Here is a 26123-nt window from a genome sequence, read left to right on the forward strand (position 1 = left end):
AAGACGATTAAACGAAATTTGAGAGGTCATATTTCAGAAACATTTCTAAAAATATATTCTTATACATGAAATATCAAAAAAGACAAAAAGCCATTATTCTGTTAGCAGATGGCACTATTTTTTACGGTAAAGCAGTTGGTAACAAGCAAGGTACTGCCTTCGGGGAGGTTTGTTTCAATACAGGAATGACAGGGTATCAGGAAATTTTTACCGATCCATCGTATTACGGTCAGTTAATGGTCGCAACCAACGCTCACATTGGAAACTACGGTACAAATGCAGAAGAGGTAGAATCAGATTCTATTAAAATTGCAGGGTTAATTGTAAAAAACTTTAGTTACGAGTATTCAAGAGTAGACTCAGAAGGGTCTTTATTAGATTTTTTAGATAAAAATAATCTATTAGCTATTTCGGATGTTGATACAAGAGCTTTAGTAAGCTATATTCGTGATAATGGAGCTATGAATGCTGTTATTTCAACCGATGTTGATAATGTTGAAGGTTTGAAAAAACAATTGGCAGAACAACCAAAGATGGAAGGTTTAGAATTAGCATCAAAAGTGTCAACTAAAGAACCTTATTTCTATGGTGATGAAAACGCAACGTATAAAGTAGCCGCTTTGGACATTGGGATTAAAAAGAATATCCTTCGTAACATTGCAAAAAGAGATGTTTACATCAAAGTATTTCCTTATAATGCTAAGTTTGAAGATTTAGAAGCTTTTAACCCTGATGGTTATTTTCTTTCTAATGGTCCTGGAGATCCAGAACCTTTAGTTGAAGCACAAGAAGTTGCTAGAGAAATTATAAAAAGAGACTTACCATTGTTCGGTATTTGTTTAGGCCATCAAGTAATTGCTTTGGCCAACGGCGTGTCAACCTATAAAATGCATAACGGGCATCGTGGTATTAATCATCCTGTAAAAAATATAAAAACAGGAAAAGGGGAAGTAACATCTCAAAATCATGGTTTTGCTGTGAACAGGGAAGAGGCTGAAGCTAATACAGATTTAGAAATTACACACGTGCACTTAAATGATAATACAGTAGCTGGTTTAGCTATGAAAAGTAAAAACTGTTTCTCGGTACAATATCACCCGGAAGCCAGTCCTGGACCACACGATTCAGACTATCTTTTCGATCAGTTTATAGAAAATATTAAAAACAAGTAAATAGTATTAACCTCAAAGAATCTATCGATTTTTTGAGGTTTTCTTTTACTAAAACGTTGTAGAGCTGTTTTTAGATAATTATTTAGAAACATCTAAAAATTTACAAGATTTAACCGTAAATTTGAATTAATTAATTGATTAAAAAAAACTAATTATGAGTATAATAATTAATATCCACGCTAGACAAATTTTAGATTCTAGAGGAAATCCTACTGTTGAAGTAGATGTTGTAACAGAAAATGATGTTTTAGGAAGAGCTGCTGTACCATCAGGTGCATCAACAGGAGAACATGAAGCCGTTGAGTTAAGAGACGGTGGAAAAGCTTACATGGGAAAAGGTGTTTTAAAAGCCGTAGATAATGTAAACTCAATTATTGCTCAAGAATTATTAGGCGTTTCAGTATTCGAACAAAATCTTATCGATAAGATAATGATTGATTTAGACGGAACACCAAACAAATCAAAATTAGGAGCCAACGCCATCTTAGGTGTATCTTTAGCAGTGGCTAAAGCAGCAGCAGGAGAGTTAGGTTTGCCATTATACCGTTACGTTGGTGGAGTTTCTGCTAACACATTACCATTACCAATGATGAATATCATTAATGGTGGTTCTCACAGTGATGCGCCTATCGCATTTCAAGAATTTATGGTGATGCCAGTAAAAGCAAAAAACTTTACACACGCTATGCAAATGGGAACTGAAATTTTCCATAACCTTAAAAAAGTATTACACGATAGAGGTTTAAGTACAGCTGTTGGTGATGAAGGTGGATTTGCGCCAAACTTAGAAGGAGGAACAGAAGATGCTTTAGAAACTATTGCAAAGGCTGTTGAAAACGCTGGATATAAATACGGTGAAGAAGTAAAAATCGCTTTAGATTGTGCTTCTGCTGAATTTTTTGAAAATGGCGTTTACGATTATAAGAAATTCGAAGGTGATTCAGGTGTTGTAAGAACGTCTAAAGAACAAGCAGAATACTTAGCAGAATTAGTTTCTAAATATCCAATTATCTCTATTGAAGATGGTATGGATGAAAACGACTGGGAAGGTTGGAAATATTTAACCGAATTAGTTGGTGATAAAGTACAATTAGTTGGTGACGATTTATTTGTAACTAACGTAGAGCGTTTATCTCGTGGTATTAAAGAAGGTATTGCAAATTCAATCTTAATTAAAGTAAACCAAATTGGAACTTTAACAGAGACTATTGCAGCTGTAAATATGGCACATAACGCTGGTTATACTTCAGTAATGTCTCACCGTTCAGGAGAAACAGAAGATAACACTATTGCAGATTTAGCAGTAGCTTTAAATACAGGACAAATTAAAACAGGATCTGCTTCACGTAGTGATCGTATGGCTAAATACAATCAATTACTTCGTATTGAAGAAGAACTTGGTGAAGTAGCTTATTTTCCACAAGAAAATGCGTTCAAAATAAAATAAACTATATTTAAGTTTATATCTAAAAAGCGATTATTTTTTAATAATCGCTTTTTTATTTCCTATCCATGTTAATAATTCTTAAAATCCTCTAAATCGTTTGCGTTATTCTAAAAGATATAAATAGATATTTCGTAAATTAGCGGAACTTAAAACTAAAATCTTTTATAAAAACTATGTCAGATAAAGCTATACTAGAAATAAACGGCGAAAAACATGAATTTCCGCTTGTAACCGGAACAGAGAATGAAGTGGCGATCGATATCAAAACGCTTAGAAGCGTTACTAAGGGTGTAACAACCATCGATCCGGGATTTAAGAATACAGGATCGTGTGAAAGTGCTATTACATTTTTAGATGGTGAAAAAGGTATTTTAAGTTACAGAGGATATTCAATTGAAGAATTAGCCGAAAAAGCAGACTTCTTAGAAGTAGCTTTTCTTTTAATTTTTGGAGAACTTCCAAACAAAGAACAACTTGATAGATTTCATAATGATATCAAGAAAAATTCTATTGTAGACGAAGACGTTAAGAAAATATTAGACGCTTTTCCTAAAGCAGCGCACCCAATGGGGGTTTTATCTTCACTAACAAGTGCATTAACAGCATTCAATCCAGAATCAGTTAATGTAGATTCAGAAGAAGATATGTACAATACGGTAGTTCGTATTTTAGGTAAATTCCCTGTGTTAGTAGCATGGACTATGCGTAAAAAGAGTGGCTTACCACTAGATTACGGAGATAAAAACTTAGGTTATGTTGAAAACATCTTAAAAATGATGTTTAAAGTGCCTAATGAAGATTATACACAAAGTCAAATTTTAGTAAATGCTTTAGATAAATTATTAATCTTGCATGCCGATCACGAGCAAAACTGTTCTACATCTACAGTTAGAATTGTAGGATCGTCCCACGCAGGTTTATTTGCATCTATTTCTGCTGGTATTTCTGCCCTTTGGGGACCACTTCACGGTGGTGCAAACCAAGCGGTTTTAGAAATGTTAGAAGCTATTAAAGCAGATGGTGGAGATACTAAGAAATACATGGCTAAAGCTAAAGATAAAGAAGATCCTTTTAGATTAATGGGCTTCGGACATCGTGTTTATAAAAACTTCGACCCACGAGCAAAAATTATTAAAGTAGCTGCCGATGAAGTTTTAGGCGATTTAGGTGTTAAAGATCCAATCTTAGATATTGCTAAAGGTTTAGAGCGTGAAGCATTAGAAGATTCTTACTTTGTTGATAGAAAATTATATCCAAACGTAGATTTCTACTCTGGAATTATCTACAGAGGGATGGGAATTCCAACAGATATGTTTACGGTAATGTTTGCCTTAGGACGTTTACCAGGATGGATCGCTCAATGGCGTGAAATGCGCTTAAAGAAAGAGCCTATTGGACGCCCAAGACAATTATACGTAGGAGAAACTAAACGTGCTTTCGTGCCTTTAGAAAAGAGATAATCACTTCTAGGTTAAAATAAAAAAAGCTTCATAACTTAATTGTTATGGAGCTTTTTTATATTTACGGCATGATACAACTAAATGTTAAGGACGAAACTTCAAGGCTTCGTGCCGTTATTTTGGGTACTGCAGAATGTAATGGACCAGTTCCGAAGGTCGAAGATTGTTACGATCCTAAAAGTATTGAACATGTTTTAGCAGGCACTTATCCGAAGGAAATCGATATGATTTCCGAACTAGAAGAAGTGGCTCAGGTGTTTAAAAAATATGGCGTTCGGGTGTATCGACCGGAGGTTATAAAAAATTGCAACCAAATCTTTTCAAGAGACATTGCTTTTGTTATTGAAGATAAAATTATTCGTGCCAATATCCTGCCTAATAGGGATGAAGAGGTCGAGGCCATTCAATACATTTGCGATCAAATTGATATCGAAAAAAGAATTATACTTCCAGAAGATTGCCACGTAGAAGGTGGCGATGTCATGCCTTGGGGCGATTATATTTTTATTGGAACTTATTCGGGAGACGATTACCCGGAACTCATTACAGCTCGTACAAACATGGATGCTGTTATTGCTATTCAAGAATTATTTCCTGAGAAAACTGTAAAATCTTTCGAACTTCGAAAATCTAATACTAATGCAAAAGATAATGCATTGCATTTGGATTGCTGTTTTCAACCTATCGGAAAAGGGAAAGCTATCATTCATAAAAATGGATTTTTAGTTGAAAAAGAATACCAATGGTTGATAGATTTCTTCGGAAAAGACAATGTATTCGAAATTTCAAAAGATGAAATGTATCAAATGAATAGTAATGTATTTTCAATTTCAGAAGATGTTATTATTTCAGAAAAGAGCTTCACACGTTTAAATACTTGGCTTAGAGGTGAAGGTTTCACGGTAGAAGAAGTTGGGTATGCCGAAATTAGTAAACAAGAAGGATTGTTGCGCTGTACCACAATGCCTTTAATTCGCGACTAAGTTTTAACTGTTTTCTTGAAAAAATTTCGGAGGTAAATTTCTAGTGAAAGAGTAAATAATTTCGTTTTTATCGCTGAAAGTGGCCTCAGTAAAACAAACTTATTTTTATCTCTTAAATAGTTCTATTTTTGCAGTTCAATATTTATTATTATGCAGCAAACTACAAATACCATTTTGATGATTCGTCCGGTAAATTTCCGAATGAATGAACAAACAGCAATCAATAATTATTATCAAAAAGATTTGGAAAATGTGTTACCACAAACGGTAAACGCAAAAGCTCAAAAGGAATTTGATAGTTATGTTGAAAAGTTGAGAGCCATTGGAGTAAATGTAATTGTTGTTAATGATACGGAAGATACAGATACGCCAGATTCTATTTTCCCGAATAACTGGGTGTCCTTTCATGAAAATGGAAATGTGGGGGTATATCCTATGTTTGCCGAAAATCGTCGTGTAGAACGCCGAGAAGATATTCTAGAAACTTTAGAAGAGAAAGGATTTGTTATCAATAATGTGATTGATTATACAAGTGCCGAGGAAGAAGAAATTTTCTTAGAAGGTACCGGAAGTGTTGTGTTAGATCGCACAAATAGAAAAGCATATTGTGCTTTATCACCGCGCGCAGACGAGGAATTATTTATTGAATTTTGTGAAGATTTTGAGTTCTTTCCTATTGTTTTTAGTGCCAATCAAACGGTTGATGGTAAACGAAAAGCCATATATCATACAAACGTGATGATGTGCATTGGAGAAACCTTTGCGGTAATTTGTTTGAGTAGTGTTGATGATAAAAAGGAGCGAAAAAACATCCTTAAACATTTAAAAGATGACGGAAAAACCATAATCGATATTACCGAAGCTCAGGTTAATAATTTTGCAGGTAACATGTTGCAGGTAAAAGGCGCTAATAATGAACCTTATTTAATTATGAGTCAAGCAGCTTTTGATTGCTTAACAAAGCAGCAAATAAATACATTAGAGCAACATACAAAAATAGTTTCAAGCTCATTAAGCACTATTGAACTTTGCGGTGGTGGAAGCGCACGTTGTATGATGGCCGAAGTATTTTTACCTAAACAGTAGGTATTACAGGTGCTGGTTGAGATTTTGGTAATTCAATATGAAATGTAGTGCCAACATCAGGCATACTTTCCACCCAAATTTTACCATGGTTGAGTTCTACCAATTCTTTACATATAGAAAGTCCTAAACCGGTGCCTTTTTCATTATTAGTTCCCGATGTGGTAAAGGAGCTGTTTGTAAATAATTTATCAATGTTTTCTTTAGATATTCCTATGCCTGTATCCGAAATACTAATAATACAATGTCCACGAGATATTTGATTGCTAATGCTTACAATATCGCCGTTGTTACAAAATTTTAAAGCATTTGCTAAGAGATTCTGAATAACAATTTCAAACATGCTACGGTCGGCAAAAATAAAACTACGAAGGGAGTTGTTAATTAAGGTTATCCCTTTGGTTTCCATACGTTGCTCAATAAGATTTACTTTATCTATAAACACCTCTTGAATATCAAATAACGTCGCCTTAGGGTCTAACGATTGCATTTGAGACTTAGACCAATTGAGCAAATTAAAAAGTAACAACGAGGCATTATTGGCATTGTCGCTTAATTCTGGAATCAAGCTATCAAACTCTTCGCGTGATAATGAGCCATCTTTTAGTAAGTCGATAAAACCATTTATGGACGATAAAGAATCTTTTAAATCGTGAGATATAATAGAGAATAATTTATCTTTTACATTGATAACATTCTCAAGATTTTTAGTTTCTTCAACAAAGGCAGCATTTTCTACTTCTAAAGTGATATTTTTTTCTTTTAAATCTTCAAGTTTTTTTAATGCTTTATTTCGTTTTGAATTGATAACGAAAAGAATGGACGTCATAATTAAGAGCGCCAATAGTAAAGCGTAAAATGAAAAAGTATTAATATTGTCAAATTTTAGTTTACTTGTTGTTTGTGGTTTATTTTCGGTTTTTGGTAAATGATTAATTTCGCTCGGACTAATTTTACTTTCCAATGCTACCGAAAAAGGCAGCTTACTTTCTTTTTTTTCTGGTGTTTTTACTTTAGATAAACTTGATTTTAATTGGTAGTATTTACTTTGCCAAATAAAGGCATTGTGGAAGTTACGTTGCGTAGAATCTACCACTTTCATTAAATAATATTGGCGTAATAATTCTGTTTTATTATCTATTTCTTTAGCAATTTCACCAGCTTCTAATAACTGTTTTTGGGCTGTTCTTAGTCTGTTTTTCTGCAGGTTTAAATCACCTAAATTGTTTAAAGCAATTAATAGATTGGGTTTATTATTGGTTTTTCTATTAATATTATAACCTTTAATAAGGTATTGTGTAGCTGGCTCGTATTGTTTTAGTGCTAAATATTCGCCTCCTAATTTGGGATAAACTGATGATTGCAGAGAGTCGGAATGGCCGTTATACTTTAAAACTTTTTCAAAATATTCAATGGCATTATAGTGATCGTGTTTTTCGTAATATAAATTGGCAAGTCTTTTACTTGTAGAATGTATTGCCGTGGTATCGCTAAGTTGTTCCTGTAAGTCTAAGGCTTTCAAGTTAAATTCAATAGCTTTATTTTCTAAACCAGTAGAAAAATACGTTTTGGCTAAATTGTTATAAGCTAAAGATAGTTCTTGCTTTTGATCGAAATATTGTAGCGTATTAATGGCTGCCAATGAATACTCTAAACCTTTTTTATAATTACCACGTTTTGTTTCTATTATACCTAAATGATTATTAACATGAGCAATACCTAAGGTGTTTTTCTGTTGATTATAAAAATCATTCGCTTTTGAAAAACTATTTATAGCGTTAATATAGTCGTCCTTTTGAACATAATATAACGCTTTGTAATAATTGGTTTCTGCAATACCTTTTTTATAGTTAAAACTTAGTGATAGTTTTTCGCTAGCTTGAATGTATTTTATAGCGCGGTCATATTTACCTATGGCATATAACGATTTTACTAAATGTAAATAGGGAAGTACTTTCGTGGAGTCTTGCTTTTGAAATGCGAGTTCTATAAACAAGCTATCTATTTCTTTAGTCTGAGAATGACCAAGAAAAAGTGAGAGAAACAGAAAAAATGAGAATGTTTTTTTCATAAAACATTGCGGCTACAACTTGATAAAGAAATATATAACCTTGAGAGTGGAGAGTGGTTATATAATTTTTAATCGAGAGTAGTCTACCCGAGAGTCGGTTTAAAAATTAATTTATTTTGTTTGTAATAGCATTACCTTACAAAATTAAACAACAAGGGGTTAAAATCTAATTTATCTGCTTTAAAACCGAATAATCGGTTGAAATTTAGCTTTTTTTTTACAAAATTATCGACAAATAGATGAAATACAACATCTTTATGCTGTATTTCATCTTTAATTTGTAAGATATAACGATATTTAAAATAGGATTTTTACTACTTTGGTGTTGAGGGGAGTCCTTTTTTTTGGCGAAATATGCCGTTTTTTTAATGTTGTTTTTTATAATTCGGCAAAAATAAAAATTTTATCTTTGCCCACTTAAAAGTCACACTACATGAATCTTCAAGATACCTTATCAAATCAAGTTAAACAAGCCGTTTTAGCTTCTTATAAAATAGAAATTGAAATTGTTGAATTTCAAGCAACCCGAAAAGACTTTGCTGGAGATATTACAGTGGTTATTTTTCCGATGCTTCGTTTTGTAAAAGGAAATCCGGTTCAAATAGGTGAAACTATCGGCCAATATTTAGTTGAAAATGTTGCTGAAGTAAAAGCTTATAATGTTGTAAAGGGCTTTCTGAACATAGAAATAAGCGATGCTAACTATATTGATTTTTTCTACGAAATTAAAGACAATAGTAATTTTGGACTGGTAGAACCTCAAATGGAAGAGAAATCTGTAATGGTGGAATATTCTTCGCCAAATACCAATAAGCCTTTACATTTAGGTCATGTTCGAAATAATTTATTAGGCTATAGTGTTGCTGAAATTTTAAAAGCTTCTGGTAAAAAAGTTTATAAAACTCAAATTATAAACGATAGAGGGATTCATATTTGTAAAAGTATGATAGCTTGGGAACGATTCGGAAACGGTGAAACTCCAGAAAGTACAGGTTTAAAAGGAGATAAATTGGTTGGGAATTACTATGTGAAATTCGACCAAGAATATAAAAAAGAAATAGCAGTTTTAATTTCCGAAGGACAACTAGAAGATGAAGCAAAAAGAAATGCACCTATTTTAATTGAAGCCCAAAACATGCTTTTAAAATGGGAAGCAGGTGATGAAGAAGTTGTTTCGCTTTGGAAAAAGATGAATGGTTGGGTTTACGAAGGTTTTGATGTTACTTATAAAAACTTAGGCGTAGATTTTGATACCTTATATTATGAAAGCAATACCTATTTATTAGGTAAAGAGTTTGTAGAGCAAGGTTTAAAATCTGGTGTCTTTGTGAAAGAAGGTGATGGATCGGTTTGGTGCGATTTAACCGAAGATGGTTTGGATAAAAAAATTGTACAACGATCAGACGGTACTGCAGTTTACATGACCCAAGATATTGGTACGGCAATACAGCGTATCAAAGATTTTCCAGATGTGGGGGGTATGGTTTATACTGTTGGTAACGAGCAAGATTATCACTTTAAAGTGTTGTTTTTAATTTTGAACAAATTAGGATTCGAATGGGCTAAAAACCTATATCATTTAAGTTATGGTATGGTAGATTTACCTAGCGGAAAAATGAAAAGTAGAGAAGGAACTGTTGTTGATGCTGATGATTTAGTTGATGAAATGGCTAAAACTGCTGGAGAGATTTCTGAAGAATTAGGAAAACTAGACGGTTACACTGAAACTGAAAAAGAAGAACTTTATAAAGTGATTGGTTTAGGAGCCTTAAAATATCATATTTTAAAAGTAGACCCGAAGAAACGTATTTTGTTCGACCCGAAAGAATCTATCGATTTTCAAGGAAACACTGGTCCGTTTATTCAATATACTTACGCACGAATTCAATCGATTTTACGCAAAGCCGATGTTAATACTGCGGGAGAAACCGTAACAGAATTACACCCAAAAGAAAAAGAACTCATCAAGCAATTACAATTGTTTCCAGAGGTCATTCAACACGCAGCCGAAAACCATAGCCCAGCATTAATTGCAAATTACACCTATGATTTGGTGAAAGAGTTTAACTCATTTTATCAAAACGTATCTATTTTAGGAGCGGATACTAACAAGGAAAAGCAGTTTAGAGTTCAACTCTCTAAAACGGTAGCAAACACTATAAAAAGTGCGTTTTCTCTTTTAGGAATTCAAGTGCCGGAACGTATGTAAAAAGAAGAAGTAAAATCATACAATATATATTTAAATAAAAAATCGGCTTTCCTATAAAGAAAGCCGATTTTTTTATTTTTGATTACTACTTATGCTTCTTCGTTGAAAAATACTTTGTAAAAGTGCATTTTCTTTTCGTCATCATAACCACGTTCTAAATATTCGGTAGACGCATCGGGTGCATCAATATCTAGTTTTATTTGTATGTTGGTATCGAGTTTGATATCGGTTTTAATTTTACGTTTTTCTTTGGTTACAACAGATTCGGCAACATCAAATTGATTTCTTATAATGTGACTTTTAGTACCTTCGTATTCCTTTTTATACTCTTCGAATTCTTTTTTATGCTTGTCTTCTTCGAATAATTCTTCTTTAAAACGTTCTACATTCACAACTTCATTTTCTTTGAAAAAGTCGATACTTTTTGCTAAAAACGAATTTTGCTCTTTGGCACCATAAGTGGGTTTTAAAATCTCTGTCGAGAATTCTTTACAAAGTTCAATATACTGCTGGGTGTGGTTGTTGGCATCATCGGCATATTTAATATTTAAAAAATGATTTAGCCAATATTGCGCGTCGTAACTGTTGTTATCCACGCTTAAAATAATGTTGCCTTCAGCATCCGATTGATTTAAAATTAAACAGCCTTTATCTACTTTTTTAGAGCTGATTCCGTTTTGTACTAAAACATCATAACTATTGTTTTCTAAATACGTTTGAAAGAAATTAACTTTACTTTCAATTTTAAAAATTCCAATAGCGCTAGTCACAATTTCTCTAAACTCGATACCTTCAAAAAGAACAATTAAAACATCGCCTGTTTTTATCTGTGCCGAACTCGATTGCTCGTACAAATGCATTACAATGTTTTTAGAAATTTCAACAAAATTCTCCTCATCGTTAAAGGCTTGTGTACTGTAACTATTAATTTCGTTTAAAGTGATATTGGCATGGTGGGCAAAACGGTAACTCTGCACAACACTTCCGAAAGGGCGTAGTAAAAAAGGAAGCATTAATTCGTAACTGGCTTCGTCAAATTCGACGGTATCATCCGAAAAGGCATTTTTAGTATCGTTAAATTTGTTTCCAACTTTATGTATAATGAACTTGGATATAGAGGCGTTTTTTCTTGAAATCATGGGTATGTTTTAAATATTGAAAAGCTTTAGGTTTTTGAGCTAAAGGAATAAATTAATTGATTTGATAGAGTAAAACCGTGTTTTTTTCACCGGTGGTGATAAACTCTAAATTTTGATCTTTATCGGCATTTGCAAGGTCTATTTCAGAGTTAGCATATACCGGAAAGTTAGGTAGTAATTTTGCTTGGCTATCAAACAAATATGTTTTCTGAGCTTGCAAATCGGTTACAGAAACATAAATTTTGTTGTTGATATAAAATAGTTTGGCTTTATCGTAATTACCATAATCTAAATTGATGGTTTTACTTCTAATAGTAAGTTTGTTTTCCGATTGATAAACCAGCGTTTTACTTGTAGAAACTAGGCTACTGTTGGGTGCTAAGTTAAGGTTCTGGCTTGTGGTGCTTCCGTTGGTATTAATGCTTATTAAATCGCCTTTATCGGTCGTGGTTGTGAATTTATTATTGTAAAACTGAATAGGATTACTCGAATATGAAATGGATGTTTTAGGTGTCACTCTCGTTTTTCCTATTCGATCTAAAATATAAAGCTTGTCTTTTGTGGTAATTGTAATAAAATCTTTGTTCCCTATTCTAAAATGTTGAGGAGGTGAAATAATGGTGTTTTTTGCTGCCTTAAACGTAAAGCCTTTTACTATTTTTCCTTTGGCATCATACATTAAAACGTTTTTGCCTTGCGTGACGAGTAAACGGTATTTTTTGTTTTTGTCGTAATCGAAAACCGATAAAGGTTGTGTAATAGCGTCGTTAAATGTTTTCGGAAATGGAGCAACATTGTTCCCTTTTCTATCTATAACATAAACACGGTGTGGCGTAGCAAATACAAGTTGCAAACGACCATTTTTATAAATATCAATTTGATTAACCTCACCTAGAATAGCGCCTTGCAATTGCTTTTTCCAAAGTATTTTACCAGCATTAGAAATTAAATACAAATTGTTTTTTATATCCTGAACCACAATCTCTTTTTGTTTCGTGATGTGGTTGGTTACAAATTGCGGAGCGTTTAATAAATCGGCATCAAGTTTTATATTTATTTCTTCGGAAACCGATTGTTCTACAGCTTTAGCTTTATTCTTTTTAATTACGGCATTTACATGAGCAAAGTTGTTGTCGTAAATAAATTGAAGGGCCGACGCTTTATAATCATCAAGTTTAAAATCGATAGATTCCGATAGGTTTTTGTTTAAAACATCACCTAAACTATTCGGGTTGGTTACCATTAAAAGGGACGACGCATCACTTAATTCGTCCATGGTATCTTTAAAATAACTTCGGGAGCTAAGTGTGGTTTTGTTTTGGTAATTGGCAATAATGTTTTGAAGCAGTTCGGTGCTTTCAGAAAACACAAAAAAGTGATCTAAAACACAATATAAGGTCATTTCCTTTGATGAAATTAAAGGACTAAAGGTTTCAGAAAATAAATTCGAATTACTGAAATCAAAAATTGAAATATCACGATAAGTTTCAGCCACATTTTGGTCGGCAAGTAAAGCATCTTTTGTGGCAATAATGTCGGTAGAATTTAACACGATAGCACGTTTGCTACCTTCGTAAATTACACCAACTTCAATAACATCATTAAATAATGGGCTAGGATTAGCTGCAGAATCTTGTTGTCTGTATTGTTCTAAATGACTTCGGAAGGTTTTAAAATTATCAAAAGTAAAACTCACAAAAGCATCACTGTTGGAGGGGGTAACATCCTGTATTTCGTTAACCTGGGGCACGGTGTTTTTAAAAACGTTAATCAGGCTTTTTGTAGAATCGTTGGCTTTGGTAATACCGTTAAAGTATAAGTTGTTTTGGTTTACTTCAACGTCTAATGCGATATAGTTTGAAAAGGTTTTTAGTTCAAATGAATCATCAACAAAAATAGACTTTAAAACTCCGGATTTGTTATTTAAAATTACGGATAAATTGCTGTTGTCTGTGCTATGGTATATTTTTTTGAACGCATCATTTACTTTGAAATCACTAAAAGCAGCTTCAATATTTTTTTTGGCAGAAGACGCTATAAAAACACTGTCAATAACGGCGCTGTAAAATATGTTTTTATTAAGTGTGCTTTTTAGAATAGCATGCTTTTTAAAAGGAATAACTTCTTTTGTGTAGCCCTTTAAAGCATCCGTTTTAAATAAACTATCGTGGTGTTTTGTTATGATGGTGTACTGTAAACTATCTAATTTATCTTCAGAAAAACAAAGTAAAACTGGAGTGTCGGATTTTAAGAGGGACAAATTCTCTAATTTACTTTCTAAGTTCTTATATATTTTTGCTTTAGAAAATTGCTGAGTTAACCCACTATTATTGATGTTACTTTGTAGACTTTCAATATTTCGTGCTTTTATGGTAATCGCGCTGTTTTCAGGAACAAAATCGATAAGTTGATTTCGTTTTTGATACGTTTTTGTACAGCTAAAGACAAGGGTAAGTAAAAGAAGTTTTAAGAAAAATCTCATGAAATGAATTGGTTTACGCAAAATTACAATTTTTCATGTTATGGCATACTTAAAAAACATGAAATGCTCACCATTTAAACGTTAAGTTAAACTAAATCGGGTAGTAGTCTAAACGTTTTTCTGTGGTATTTTGTTATACCAAATTCTTTTATTGCAGCGCGATGGGCTTTTGTAGGGTAGCCTTTGTTTTGTTTCCAGTTGTACATCGGGAATTCTTCATGAATTTTATTCATATACATATCGCGATACGTTTTTGCTAAAACCGAAGCTGCTGCAATGCTTAAATATTTGCTGTCACCTTTAATAATAGTTTCAAACGGAATATTTTTAAAAGGTTTAAACCTATTGCCATCAACAATAATGAATTCAGGCTGTGGCACAAGTTGCTCAATAGATTTTTGCATGGCTAAAATAGAGGCGTTTAAAATATTAATGTCGTCTATAGTATCTTCAAAAATATGTGTAATGCCAAAACTTAAAGCTTGTGTTTCAATAATGGGCTTTAGTAAATCACGTTTTTTTTCACTCAGTTGTTTAGAGTCGTTAAGTATGTCGTTTTTAAATGTCTTCGGAAGAATAACAGCGGCAGCAGTTACTGGTCCCGCTAAACAGCCTCGGCCAGCTTCGTCGGTGCCACATTCTAGAATGAATTTTGAGTGATTTTTTAAAAGCATGATAAATTTATGCTTTCAAAAATATAAAGTTTAATGATTTAAACGAAATTAATGCTTAAAAATATTTAAGAAGATGAAACAGAACCTATGCTTAGAGGTGTTTTGTTAAACGAAGAGTATTTGCATTTTTTATTCTAATAATATACCAAAACTTGTTACAAGAAACTACCTAAAAGATGAGATAGCCATATCAGTGAGTATTACAATAGCCATGATAACAGCTGTTTATTGGTTTTTTCAAATTAATGGTGTTCAAGTAGAACATGAATTAGTACTAGTGAGCATTGTAGTTATTTAACTTAAATGTTATAATGATTCTTATAAAAAAAGCTTTCTAAATAATTTTAAGGCGGTTTTTAAGTTTGTAGAACTTCATGTTCTTTTAGTATTCATTTTAATTGTTTTTTTACAGATTTTAAATAATTATCAGCATTTTTAAGCGTTATCATATTTTGTATTTACATTTGCAACGGTAATATTTGTAAAAGTAAAACCAAAGCAAGATTTTTGTATATATGAATAAAATAATTCTGTCATTCTTTTGTTTGCTGTTGTTTAATACGTTAAATGCACAAAATGCACCACGTGAATTACCTGAAGGCAAGGCTTCTAAATTAGAAGAACAGGATAGTTTAAAGCCTCAGAGCAAACTATCTAAAGCCGTGTTTGGAGACGATAAAGAAGCCGATAAACCTAAAATTCAGGATTACCTAATAATTTCCTACGCAAACGACACTACTTACGTCGATACCACTTTAACCATTCAAAAAGAATATAAATTTAATTACCTTAGAAAAGATAATTTTGGTTTAATCGCATTCTCAAATTTAGGGCAAACTTATAATAGCTTAACTTATGATTTTGAAAACACCAAGCACATACCAAGTTTAGGTGCTCGAGCGAGGCATTTCAATTTTATGGAAATTGAAGATATTAATTATTACCGCGTACCAACGCCGTTAACAGAGTTGATGTACAAAACAGCCTTTGAACAAGGGCAGTTGCTTGATGCATTTTTTACTGTAAATACAAGTCCGCGTTTTAACTTTTCAATTGCCTACAAAGGCATGCGTTCTATTGGTAAATATCAACACTTGGTAACAAGTACAGGAAACTTTAGGTTTACGTCCAACTACAGGTCTGAAAACAACCGTTATAACGCCAGAGGGCATATTGTAACTCAAGATTTATTTAATGAAGAAAATGGAGGGTTAGACGAAGAAAGTGTTGGGTATTTTGAAACCGGAGAAGAAGAGTTTTTAGATCGTTCTATCTTAGATGTTAATTTTGAAAACGCCGAAAGCATGCTAAAAGCGAAGCGTTTTCATTTAGAACATTCATATGCTTTAATCAATAAAAAAGATTCTTTATCACGAAATAATTTAAATATTGGTCATGTTATTTCTTTTGAAGATAAATATTTCGAATTCAGCCAATCTAGTGCCGAAACCGAAATTTTTGGAGAAGCCTTTAAGAGTTCTAGTCTAAAGGATCGTAACACATTAGAGCATTTTTACAATCAGTTTCAATTAAACTTCAGTAACCATATTATTGGCGATTTACAGTTTAATATGGGCTATGATAATTTTAATTATGGCTATAATAAAATTGTAAAGTTAGATGGCGAATCTATTATTAATAGAATAAAAGGCGATGTGTATTCGGCTGGTGGAAAATACCATAAACAATACAAAGGTTTTGATTTATTAGGCGAATTGGGCTTGAATATATCAGGTGACTTCGACGGAAATTTCTTAAAAGCACAAGCTAGTTTTAAACTAAACGACGATGTACAAGCTGTAGCATCATTAAACCACAGTTCCAAAGCTCCAAATTTTAATTTCTTACTCTATCAAAGTGATTATTTAAACTACAACTGGCGTAACAATTTTAACAATACGGAAACTCAGAAGTTAGCTTTTGAATTAAAGTCAAATAAAATATTCAATGTAACTGTTGATTATTCTACCATAAGTGATTACACTTATTTTAAAATTGATGAAACCGCTGGTTTTGTAAAGCCAGATCAATACGATGGAACCATCAATTATCTAAGAGTAAAGGCAGACAAGGAAATTAAAGTTGGGAAACTCGCTTTAAATACAACTGTAATGTATCAAAATGTTGAGAACGGAGAAGGCGTTTTAAATGTGCCAGAACTCAACCTGAGAAGTACACTCTATTATTCAAGTGAGTTGTTTAAAAAAGCATTGTTTTTACAAACAGGTTTTACAGTGAATTATTTTTCAAAGTATAATATGAATGCTTATGATCCTGTTTTGGCAGAATTCTACGTTCAGAATGATGAAGAGTTTGGAGAATTCCCGAGGGTAGATTTCTTCCTAAATGCTAAAATTCGTCAAACTAGAATCTATTTAAAGGCGGAACATTTCAACTCAGCCTTTACAGGTTATAATTATTTTTCTGCGCCTAATAATCCGTACAGAGATTTTACCATCCGTTTTGGTGTTGTATGGAATTTCTTCCTGTAGAACGTGTTATGATGGCATTTTACCCTATTCCGAAGCGGATAGCGTTTACTTATAAATGTTTACAATATAAAAGAATTTTGGGGTGTTAGCTAAAGTTCAATACTTCCAATTAAAGTCCGATAGTTTTCTGAATAGATCAAATATTAATATTCCACAAAAAGAACCTCGATTTAATGCTCTAATTAATAGTGAAAGTATATCAGTTGTTCTTTAACTATTAAGTCTGTTAGGGTTTGTGACGTTGTCAATTAAGCTTTAGAGAATAAAGATTTAAAAAACACAAAGCCAAAGCCTAAAAATAACATAAGGTGAAAAGGAAATAACCCAAAATCGCCACCTTGGTCGCCAACAATAAATGCGCTATACATACCAAAAGCGAAATAAAGCATCAAAATACCTTCAAAAATAACATTTACTGAAACTGTTTTTTTGATGTAAATGTTGGTTTTCCAGTTGTCTTTAAATTTGCTAATATTGAATTTTGGAGTTCGTACAAATTCACTTTTTTTACCCGAATGACCTTCTATTACAGCAATAGTGTTGTGCAGTGAAAAGCCCATGGCTATTGAGAAAAACACGAAAAACATACCAATATAACTCACGAAGTTTTTTATACCTCCGCCATATATGTTTTTATACATAACCCAGTAGCAAATAAAGAAAATTAAAGTACTTATTACGAAGAAACTCATCACTATAAAATACGTTTTTAAGTGCGTGTATTCATTTTTAATATAAAGCATCGGGATACTTAAAATAGCAACCAATAAGATGTTTAAAAACATGGTACTATTCAATAAATGCAATAAACCGTGCACTTTTGTTTTTGCTGAAATGTTCTTGCTTCTTAAAACACGCCACTTCATTTTTTTGAAGTTTTCGGCACCACCTTTATTCCATCTAAATTGTTGTGAACGAGCTGCACTAATCACCACAGGAAGTTCTGCAGGTGTTTCTACGTGTTCTAAATATTTGAATTTCCAATTTTTTAATTGCGCACGATAACTTAAATCTAAATCTTCGGTTAAGGTATCGCCTTCCCAGTTGCCGGCATCGAGAATACAGGTTTTACGCCATAAACCAGCCGTACCGTTAAAGTTGATAAAGTGACCTTTACTATTTCTTCCTACTTGCTCAAGTGTAAAATGCGCATCGAGAGCAAAAGCTTGAATTTTAGTAAGTATAGAGTAGTTTCTGTTAATGTGTCCCCAACGCGTTTGCACCACACCAATTTCCGCATTCTTAAAGTAAATAACGGTTTGTTTTAACCAGTCTTTCTTAGGAAGAAAATCAGAATCGAAAATGGCTATAAATTCACCTTTAGCAATTTCTAAACCTTTCTTTAAGGCACCGGCTTTAAAGCCCGTACGGTTAGTACGGGTAATATGTTTTATGTCTAAACCGGTAGCTTGTAGTTTTTCAACATGAGCTCTTGTGGTTTCTATAGTTTCATCAGTAGAATCATCTAAAACTTGAATTTCTAATTTATCATTAGGGTAATCCATTTCTGCAATGTTATCTAACAAACGATCCATCACATACATTTCATTGTAAACAGGAAGTTGTATGGTTACAAAAGGTACCTCATTTGGGTTTGATAAATCAAATTTTTCGGAAGTATCAGTCTTTTTTTTTGCAGATAAATAATTGAAAAGTAAGTTAAGTTGCGCCAATGCGTACATTAAAATAAGCAACAATGCAACGGTATAAATAATAATGGTAATGGTTTCTAAAATCATTTTTTTAAACTGTATTTAAAAATCCATCCTAGGATTTTTACTCCTGCAAATATAGCGCCTTTTACTGTGCCTGACACTTTAGAAACGCCAATTCTATTCCTGTAATTTACAGGTACTTCGGTATATGTAATTTTTTGCTTTAATACCTTGAGTTGCATTTCTACGGTCCACCCATAAGTTTTGTCTTCCATATTAAGACCTAGAAGGGTATTGTATTTAATCGCTCTAAAGGGCCCAAGATCTGTGAATTTGGCTCTAAAAAATAAGGCCATTAAAGTTGTTGCTAGCCAGTTGCCAAAAATTTGGGGTACCGTCATTGAACCCGTTTCTCGTAATTCTTTTACGCGAGAACCTATCACGAAGTCCATGTTTTCATTGATTATTGGCGCTACAATTTTTGTTAATTCCTCTGGGTAATCACTATAATCACCATCTAGAAATACGATAATGTCTGGTTTTACAGATAGGTTAGCAATATATTCCATGCCTTTTAAACAAGCGTATCCATAACCTTTGTTAGCTTCTTTTAAAACGGTTGCACCAGCATTTTTAGCATTAATTTCTGTATCGTCGGTGGAGTTATTGCTTACTACAATAATTTCATCAACAACTTCAGGAATGGCTTTTATGACATGTGCAATGGAATCTGCTTCGTTGTATGCAGGAATTATGACTTTTATTTGGGTCATCTTAAATTAAGTAGGTTGTTTTCTTTTTTAAAATCTTTTAGGTTGTACCATTCTTTAATTTTTTTACCAGCATTGTATTTGCTTGCAGAAATAATATCGCCGTTTTTATACTTTAAACAATAGCCGTTTTTCTGATTAAATTTAAGTTGACACTTATGGTTCACCTGTCCTAAATGGTCATAAAACACCCACCAATTTGTTTTTTTTCCGTTAACAAAGTGGCCTTCGCTTTCTTTTAATCCATTCGGGGCGTAAAAATACCAATATTCTATAGGATTATTGTTTGAAAAATGGCCTTCTTTTTTAATTTGACCATTATCATAATAAAATTTCCAGTAATCTTCTTTTTTATCTTGCTTTACCCAGCCTTCAGATTCTAAATTCCCATTTTGGTAAAACGTTTTTACATAGGACTCATTGTTAGAACTATTGAAAAACATAGAAACTAAAAGCAGGTAGCAGAGATATTTCATTATTTTTTATTTACTAAATCCATTAAATCAACATCATTACCAAGTAAAACATCGGTTGGATTGATACGGCCTTCTTCTGGGCCGTTTTCTAATTTTAAAACACCTCTTGGGCAAACCGCAGAACAAACCCCACAGCCTACACAACTAGAGCGTACAATATTTTCTCCTTTTTGTGCATAAGCTCTAACATCAATACCTTGCTCGCAATAAGTAGAACAGTTTCCACAAGAAATACATTGTCCTCCGTTTGTAGTAATTCTAAATCGTGATTTAAAACGTTGCACAAAACCTAAATATGCAGCTAATGGACATCCGAAACGACACCAAACACGGTTACCGAAAATAGGGTAGAAGCCCGTACCAATTACACCTGCGAAAATAGCACCAATTAAAAAGCCATATATATCTTGTATGGTCTGTGTTTTAATACCTAATACTTGGCCTTCACCAGAAAAGAAGGTGTATAATGCAAAACCTGTCATAACTAAAACAAAAATCAAAACAGAATGAATTACAATACGTTCTACTCTCCAAGATAATAACGTTTTACTAGAAAGTTGTCTGTATGGATCACCTAGTGTTTCGGCTAAACCTCCACAACCACAAACCCAAGAACAATACCATCTTTTTCCGAAGAAATAAACCATTACCGGTACCACTACAATAGTTAAAACAACACCCCAAACTAAAATGAATAACCCAAAAGCACCACTAGCAAGAAGTTCGTCTAAATTCCATCTAAAGAAAAAATCGTAATCTAAAGGGAACGCATTTTTAAAATCGTACCAAGGTTTTTCAAAACGTACTAAAATCTCTGGAATTAAGAAAGCAAATACAATTTGAAAGAATAAAACCGATGTAGTTCGTAATATTTGATATTTGTTGTGGCGGTATTTTATATACATTCTAACAGCCATTACCGACATTACAGTACAGTATAAAAAGCCATATAAAAACCATTGACTAGCAGGGTTACCACTTATAGATTTACTAATAGGGTCTACCAAATACACCCAGTTGACGATATAATCTGGAAAGAAATAAAGTAGGATATAAAAAGTAACTAAAAATACAAAAGCAAACCAGCCAATCCAGCCACGGTTTGTCGCGGCGTTTAGGAAGATACCATTGTTTTTAATGCCGGGTTTTCCTAATAAAATAATATCTGGAAGCATAAACATAAGGGCTCCAATAATGGCTAAACCAAAGGTTAGAAACCACATAAGCGCTGTGTTATCTGGAGCTGGGCCTTTACCAGCAGATTTAGCTAATGAAAAACTTAAACTATGCGGTTTACCTGAAATTTTATATTGAAATTGTTTTCCTTTTTCGTCCCAGTTTTTTTCAGCATTATATTTTGCTATAAGGGCATCATAATGGTTGTTAGATGCTGTGTATGCATTTCTAACAGCGCTAGAAAACTGGAAAATGTTTAAATTCTCAGGGGTAACAACTGCTTTTTGTAACTCATCACCAATGACTTCACTTTTATAATTTTGTTCTTTTAAAAACGTATCTAACTCAGCTTGGGTTAAACTGAAAGAACCTGTAAAAACGGTTCCTATAAATATGGCTAATCCTAATAGAAAAAGGGCTAAGCCGGTTTGTTTAATTGCTTTCATATCTTATGCTTTGCTAAAAATACGTTTCCAGCTTTTCTTTTTTAATTGAATGTTAGTGTTGTTTTCTTGGTTGAATTTCGCGACGATTTCCTTTTCGTGAAGTTTGTAAAATTCAGGATCGAAATTAGCATCGGCTAAATGTTCTAAAACATAATCTACCGTGCGTTTTTCATTTAAAATCTTGTCGAAAAATTCGTGACGCATGCGTATTCCGAAGTTGTTAATACCAATAAATTCTCGAGTGGTTTTATCGTAATTAATATGAATACATTTTTTACCATCTTCGTGTTCCCAATAAAAACGAGATTCATGGTCTTTAGCTTGTGCCCAAACCCAACCATAAGTTTGGTATTCTATATCGATAAACTTGGCAGAGTTAAACCAATGTCCTGGTTTGTATGCGGTTTTATTTCCGCAAATAGTTTGAGCTAAGGTTTCGCCCATCATACGGCCAGTGTACCAAACGGCCTCAATAGGGCGGCGTTGGTCAATGCCTTCATGCTGTTCGGCACAATCGCCAATGGCATATATATAATCAAAATTGGTTTCTAAAAAGCGGTTAACTTTTACACCACGTCCTATTTCAATGCCAGAATCTCTTAAAAAATCTATATTTGGTGAAACTCCCGCAGTTAATCCAACTACGTTACACGGAACTTCTTCTCCAGTTTCGTCAATAATAATTGATTTTACCTGCCCATTTTCATCCGAAACAATTTCTTTTAAGTTGGTAGAAAGGCGTAAATCTATTCCGCTACTTAAAATTTCACGGTTAATCATTTGGCTTTCACCTTCAGGTAATACACCATTCCAAAAACTGTTTTCTCTTACTAAAAACGTTACCGGAATATGGCGTGAGTGTAGCATTTCGGCCATTTCAATACCAATTAATCCGCCTCCAACAATCACAGCACGTTTACACACTTTATTATCTGGCGCATATTTTTCTAGATTTTCTAAATCTTGTTTATGGTACATACCCATAACACCATCTAAATCTTGCCCTGGCCAACCAAATTTGTTAGGCTTGCTACCTGTGGCAATAATTAATTTATCAAACATCATGGTGTCTCCCTCAGTAAAATGTAAGGTCTTGTTTTCGGGATTAATACTTTTTACAAAACCTTTTTTTAATGAAATCCTGTTTTTCTCCCAAAACCAATTTTCATAGGGTTGAGTATGTTCAAACTTCATGTGTCCCATATATACATACATGAGTGCTGTTCTGGAGAAAAAGTACTCCGTTTCAGCAGAAATAATCGTTATTTTTTTGTCCGAAAGTTTTCTAATGTGTCGCGCTGCCGTAACACCCGAAATTCCATTTCCTATAATGACAATATGTTCCATAGTGTGATAATTATGTTATACTAGGTCGTGTTAAATTCAATAACTTAACGTAATCTGTTTATTTAGAATTATTTTAAATTGAAGCTTGTTGTGTAAGGAATTATAAAGGTGTACAAACTTTTTATTTTTTTTATAAATGTAAGTTATCTTACATATTAGGCGACTGAGGTATTGTTAATTTGTATTTATCAAAACCTACAAACATGAAATATAGAATATTTATAATTGCTTTATCTTTAATCTCTTTTAACGGATTTTCTCAAGATGTTTCCAATTATTTTTCGAAAGCAAATGCTTTTTTTAGTTTGAATGTTTCCAACGGAAAAGTGAATTATTCAAAAATAAATGCCAACCAAGAATCGCTTAACGAGATTTTAAAGTTAGCCGAAAAAATGGTGGTAAGCAAGGAAAATCCTCAGACCTACCAAGCTTTCTGGATAAATGCATACAATTTGGCTGTTATAAAAGGTATTGTAGATAACCACCCGATGAAATCACCTTTAGATAAAAAAGGCTTTTTTGATACAACAACTTATAAATTAGGTGGAAAAACAATAACCCTTAATGATATAGAAAATAATGTGTTGCGTGCCGAATTTGGCGATGCCAGATTTCACTTTGTGCTGGTTTGTGGCGCTTTAGGCTGCCCGCCCTTAATAAGTAAAGCATATATGCCAAAAACATTAAGTGCACAAATGGATAAACAAACCAAAATAGCTTTAAATGGTTCTTTTTTGAAGATCAATACAAAGAAAAATCAAATTGAAGTCTCTCAAATTATGGAATGGTATAAGGAGGATTTTACTAAAAAAGGCACTACCGAAATCGATTTTATAAATAGTTACAGAACAGAACCTATTCCATCAAATTATAAATTAAGTTACTTTCCTTACAATTGGGCAGTTAACGCACAATAAATAAAAATTTAAGATTGATACTTTGTTCTGCGGAATCTTAAAATATTTATTCCTATAAATGAGGATGAAAAAGAAGCTTCAGTAAACATGTTGTCTCGATGAAAATAACCAACCAAAAATATTAAAACATGAAGAAAATTACAGCAATCCTTATTTTACTAGTCGTATCATATTCAAGTTTTGCACAACAAACCGATGTGGAGAACACCCAAAAAAGTAATATTCAAACCTATACACCTTCAAAATTATTGAGCGAGGGGCAATGGGATATCAAGTGGTTTAATAATTTATATACCGAAACTAAAGATTTATTTGGTGCTAATGGCGCTAAACGAGACATTGCTAGACAAACCTTTTTTACCTCTACTTTAGACGTGTTTACCGGGGTTTCGCCAAATAGTAAATTAAATGTGGGTTTGTTATTAGAGTTTCGATCTAATGTTATTGGAGGACGCGATGCACTCGATGTTTTTAAATTTGATGGTGAGCGTAATACAGCGCGTTCTGGTTTAACATCTTTTGCGCCGGCCATAAAGTTTAATCCTATAAAAGGAATTGGTAATTTTACAATTCAGACGGCATTTCATATTCCATTAGTAGATAATGAAGTGGAAGATGGTGTGTTTTTAGATCAAAAAGGCTTTACATTTCAAAATCGTTTTTTCTACGATTTCAGTTTTTCAAATGGCGATTGGCAACTGTTTTCAGAACTAAATACCGAATATAATTTTGGTAAAGAAATAGAAAGGGATATAACAGGAACTCAAATAGGGGGTAGTTTCGCAAACAACAGTTTCCGTTTAACGCCTGGTGCATTTTTAAGTTATTTCCCGAGTACTAAATTTACGGTTTTAGGCTTGGTACAACATTCTCAATTAATCGATGCGGGAAACAATTTTTCTCAAAATTACACCGCTTTGGGTGGTGGGGTTAAGTATCAATTAACCAATGTGCTAAATATAGAAACCCTTTATACGAGCTTCGTTAGAGGTAATGATACTGGATTAGGAAAAACTTTTAACATTGGTTTAAGAGCATTATTTTAATCAATAATAGTACATTAGTCGTTTAAATATATTTTATTGATGAAGCTACCTAAATGCTTGTTTTTGTTACTATGCTGTATCGTACAATCTTGTACATCGCAACCTAAAAAAATTAATGGAGTCAGTTTTGTTGCTTCGCGCGAACCTATTTCTAAAGAAAACGTGATGCCCGTGGTGCGTGTTAATGCCAATTTTGCAGCCGTAATGCCTTTTGGATTTATTAGAGATTTAAATCATCCTGAAATTAAATACAATACCGAAAGACAGTGGTTAGGAGAAACAAAGTCTGGCGCAAAACAGTATAGTGTTGAGCTACAGAAAGAAGGCATTAAAATTATGGTTAAACCTCAAATTTGGATTAATCATGGCACGTTTACAGGGCATATTAAAATGACTACTGAAGCCAATTGGAAACTCCTAGAAATATCATACAGTAAGTTTATTTTAGAATATGCTAACTTAGCAGAAACGCTACATGCTGATATTTTTTGTATTGGTACGGAACTAGAACAATTTATTGAACACCGACCAGCGTATTGGAGTCAGCTTATTTTAGAAATTAAGAAGGTTTACAAAGGGAAACTAACCTATGCGGCCAATTGGGACGAATTTAAACGCACGCCGTTTTGGGATCAATTAGATTATATTGGTGTCGATGCTTACTTTCCGGTAAGTGATAATAAAACCCCAACGGTGGCCGAATGTTTAACGAAGTGGGAAGTGCATAAACCGGTGATTCACGAGGTGTCTAAAACATACGATAAGCCTATTTTATTTACTGAATTCGGTTATCGAAGTGTAGATTATTCAGGAAAAGAGCCTTGGAGAAGCGACCGAGATATGAATGCTGTAAACCTAGAAGCTCAAGCTAATACAACCGAAGCGCTGTTTAAAACCTTTTGGGATGAAGCGTGGTTTGCTGGCGGTTTTATTTGGAAATGGTTTCACAATCACGATAGATCTGGAGGTGAAAGTGACTCGAGATTTACACCACAAAATAAGCCGGTTGAAAACTTAGTAAAAGCCCATTACGGACGCTATAAGTAATACGGAATTTTAATAAAAACTTTTGATACCA

General features: G+C 33.2%; 19 protein-coding genes. 10 read left to right on the plus strand and 9 right to left on the minus strand.

The genetic code is table 11. The annotated features are described in order from the left end of the window. The first annotated feature begins 65 nt into the window (after positions 1 to 65). The 5 genes from carA (at position 66) to ctlX (ending at position 6148) form a co-directional block, all read left to right on the plus strand. Positions 66 to 1172, plus strand: coding sequence for a glutamine-hydrolyzing carbamoyl-phosphate synthase small subunit (carA, locus tag QWY92_RS12655; RefSeq protein ID WP_290271830.1), 1107 nt, complete (start codon positions 66 to 68; stop codon positions 1170 to 1172). Positions 1173 to 1326: 154 nt separating this feature from the next. Next, on the plus strand, positions 1327 to 2619 hold the full coding sequence (eno, locus tag QWY92_RS12660; protein ID WP_290271832.1) for a phosphopyruvate hydratase: 1293 nt from the start codon (positions 1327 to 1329) through the stop codon (positions 2617 to 2619). 173 nt (positions 2620 to 2792) lie between these two features. Then, positions 2793 to 4079 (plus strand): citrate synthase, encoded by a 1287-nt coding sequence (locus tag QWY92_RS12665; protein WP_290271834.1) that lies wholly within the window; start codon positions 2793 to 2795, stop codon positions 4077 to 4079. 68 nt (positions 4080 to 4147) lie between these two features. Then, a complete protein-coding gene (locus QWY92_RS12670; protein WP_290271837.1) occupies positions 4148 to 5062 on the plus strand; it encodes a dimethylarginine dimethylaminohydrolase family protein in 915 nt (304 codons plus the stop codon). A gap of 150 nt (positions 5063 to 5212) precedes the next feature. Next, positions 5213 to 6148, plus strand: coding sequence for a citrulline utilization hydrolase CtlX (gene ctlX, locus QWY92_RS12675; protein WP_290271840.1), 936 nt, complete (start codon positions 5213 to 5215; stop codon positions 6146 to 6148). Here the strand turns inward: ctlX and QWY92_RS12680 are convergent. Next, positions 6138 to 8216: a tetratricopeptide repeat-containing sensor histidine kinase gene (locus QWY92_RS12680; RefSeq protein WP_290271842.1), complete on the minus strand. Its 2079-nt coding sequence runs from the start codon at positions 8214 to 8216 to the stop codon at positions 6138 to 6140. The two genes, ctlX and QWY92_RS12680, sit on opposite strands and share 11 nt — an antisense overlap. A 433-nt stretch (positions 8217 to 8649) precedes the next feature. On the opposite strand from QWY92_RS12680, the gene argS reads away from it, so the two are divergent. Further along, complete coding sequence (argS, locus tag QWY92_RS12685; protein ID WP_290271844.1) at positions 8650 to 10425, plus strand: arginine--tRNA ligase; 1776 nt, start codon at positions 8650 to 8652, stop codon at positions 10423 to 10425. Between the two features lie 89 nt (positions 10426 to 10514). Here argS and QWY92_RS12690 read toward each other — a convergent pair whose 3' ends face one another. The 3 genes from QWY92_RS12690 to QWY92_RS12700 form a co-directional block, all read right to left on the minus strand. Beyond that, the gene (locus QWY92_RS12690) at positions 10515 to 11564 is read right to left on the minus strand and encodes a nucleoid-associated protein (RefSeq protein WP_290271846.1); all 1050 of its coding nucleotides are present in this window, start codon (positions 11562 to 11564) and stop codon (positions 10515 to 10517) included. Between the two features lie 52 nt (positions 11565 to 11616). Next, positions 11617 to 14046 (minus strand): DNA ligase-like domain-containing protein, encoded by a 2430-nt coding sequence (locus QWY92_RS12695; protein WP_290271848.1) that lies wholly within the window; start codon positions 14044 to 14046, stop codon positions 11617 to 11619. An 86-nt stretch (positions 14047 to 14132) separates the two neighbouring features. Then, the gene (locus QWY92_RS12700; protein ID WP_290271850.1) at positions 14133 to 14720 is read right to left on the minus strand and encodes a ribonuclease HII; all 588 of its coding nucleotides are present in this window, start codon (positions 14718 to 14720) and stop codon (positions 14133 to 14135) included. 515 nt (positions 14721 to 15235) lie between these two features. Here QWY92_RS12700 and QWY92_RS12705 point away from each other — a divergent pair. Beyond that, a complete protein-coding gene (locus QWY92_RS12705; RefSeq protein WP_290271852.1) occupies positions 15236 to 17212 on the plus strand; it encodes a putative porin in 1977 nt (658 codons plus the stop codon). 248 nt (positions 17213 to 17460) lie between these two features. Here QWY92_RS12705 and QWY92_RS12710 read toward each other — a convergent pair whose 3' ends face one another. Genes QWY92_RS12710 through QWY92_RS12730 form a run of 5 tightly spaced genes read right to left on the minus strand, consistent with a single transcriptional unit; the run spans position 17461 to position 23082 of the window. Further along, entirely contained in the window at positions 17461 to 18951 is a 1491-nt protein-coding gene (locus QWY92_RS12710) for a cellulose synthase family protein (protein WP_290271854.1), read from the minus strand. Beyond that, positions 18948 to 19640, minus strand: coding sequence for a glycosyltransferase family 2 protein (locus QWY92_RS12715; RefSeq protein ID WP_290271856.1), 693 nt, complete (start codon positions 19638 to 19640; stop codon positions 18948 to 18950). Before QWY92_RS12715 ends, QWY92_RS12710 begins: the two co-directional genes overlap by 4 nt. Then, on the minus strand, positions 19637 to 20113 hold the full coding sequence (locus tag QWY92_RS12720) for a toxin-antitoxin system YwqK family antitoxin (RefSeq protein WP_290271859.1): 477 nt from the start codon (positions 20111 to 20113) through the stop codon (positions 19637 to 19639). Before QWY92_RS12720 ends, QWY92_RS12715 begins: the two co-directional genes overlap by 4 nt. Next, positions 20113 to 21735, minus strand: a complete 1623-nt coding sequence (locus tag QWY92_RS12725; RefSeq protein ID WP_290271861.1) for a 4Fe-4S binding protein — start codon at positions 21733 to 21735, stop codon at positions 20113 to 20115. The genes QWY92_RS12720 and QWY92_RS12725 overlap by 1 nt, the downstream gene beginning before the upstream one ends. A 3-nt stretch (positions 21736 to 21738) precedes the next feature. Then, the gene (locus QWY92_RS12730; protein WP_290271862.1) at positions 21739 to 23082 is read right to left on the minus strand and encodes an NAD(P)/FAD-dependent oxidoreductase; all 1344 of its coding nucleotides are present in this window, start codon (positions 23080 to 23082) and stop codon (positions 21739 to 21741) included. Between the two features lie 203 nt (positions 23083 to 23285). On the opposite strand from QWY92_RS12730, the gene QWY92_RS12735 reads away from it, so the two are divergent. The 3 genes from QWY92_RS12735 to QWY92_RS12745 all read left to right on the plus strand — a co-directional run bounded on the left by QWY92_RS12735 (position 23286) and on the right by QWY92_RS12745 (position 26092). Further along, positions 23286 to 23999 (plus strand): DUF547 domain-containing protein, encoded by a 714-nt coding sequence (locus tag QWY92_RS12735; protein WP_290271863.1) that lies wholly within the window; start codon positions 23286 to 23288, stop codon positions 23997 to 23999. Between the two features lie 128 nt (positions 24000 to 24127). Then, positions 24128 to 25045, plus strand: a complete 918-nt coding sequence (locus tag QWY92_RS12740) for a hypothetical protein (protein ID WP_290271865.1) — start codon at positions 24128 to 24130, stop codon at positions 25043 to 25045. A 39-nt stretch (positions 25046 to 25084) separates the two neighbouring features. Continuing rightward, positions 25085 to 26092, plus strand: coding sequence for a glycoside hydrolase family 113 (locus tag QWY92_RS12745; protein ID WP_290271867.1), 1008 nt, complete (start codon positions 25085 to 25087; stop codon positions 26090 to 26092). Positions 26093 to 26123: the final 31 nt, after the last annotated feature.

Origin of the sequence: Algibacter miyuki (genome assembly GCF_030409805.1) — a bacterium.
In the GTDB taxonomy this organism is placed as follows: Bacteria; Bacteroidota; Bacteroidia; order Flavobacteriales; family Flavobacteriaceae; genus Algibacter; species Algibacter miyuki.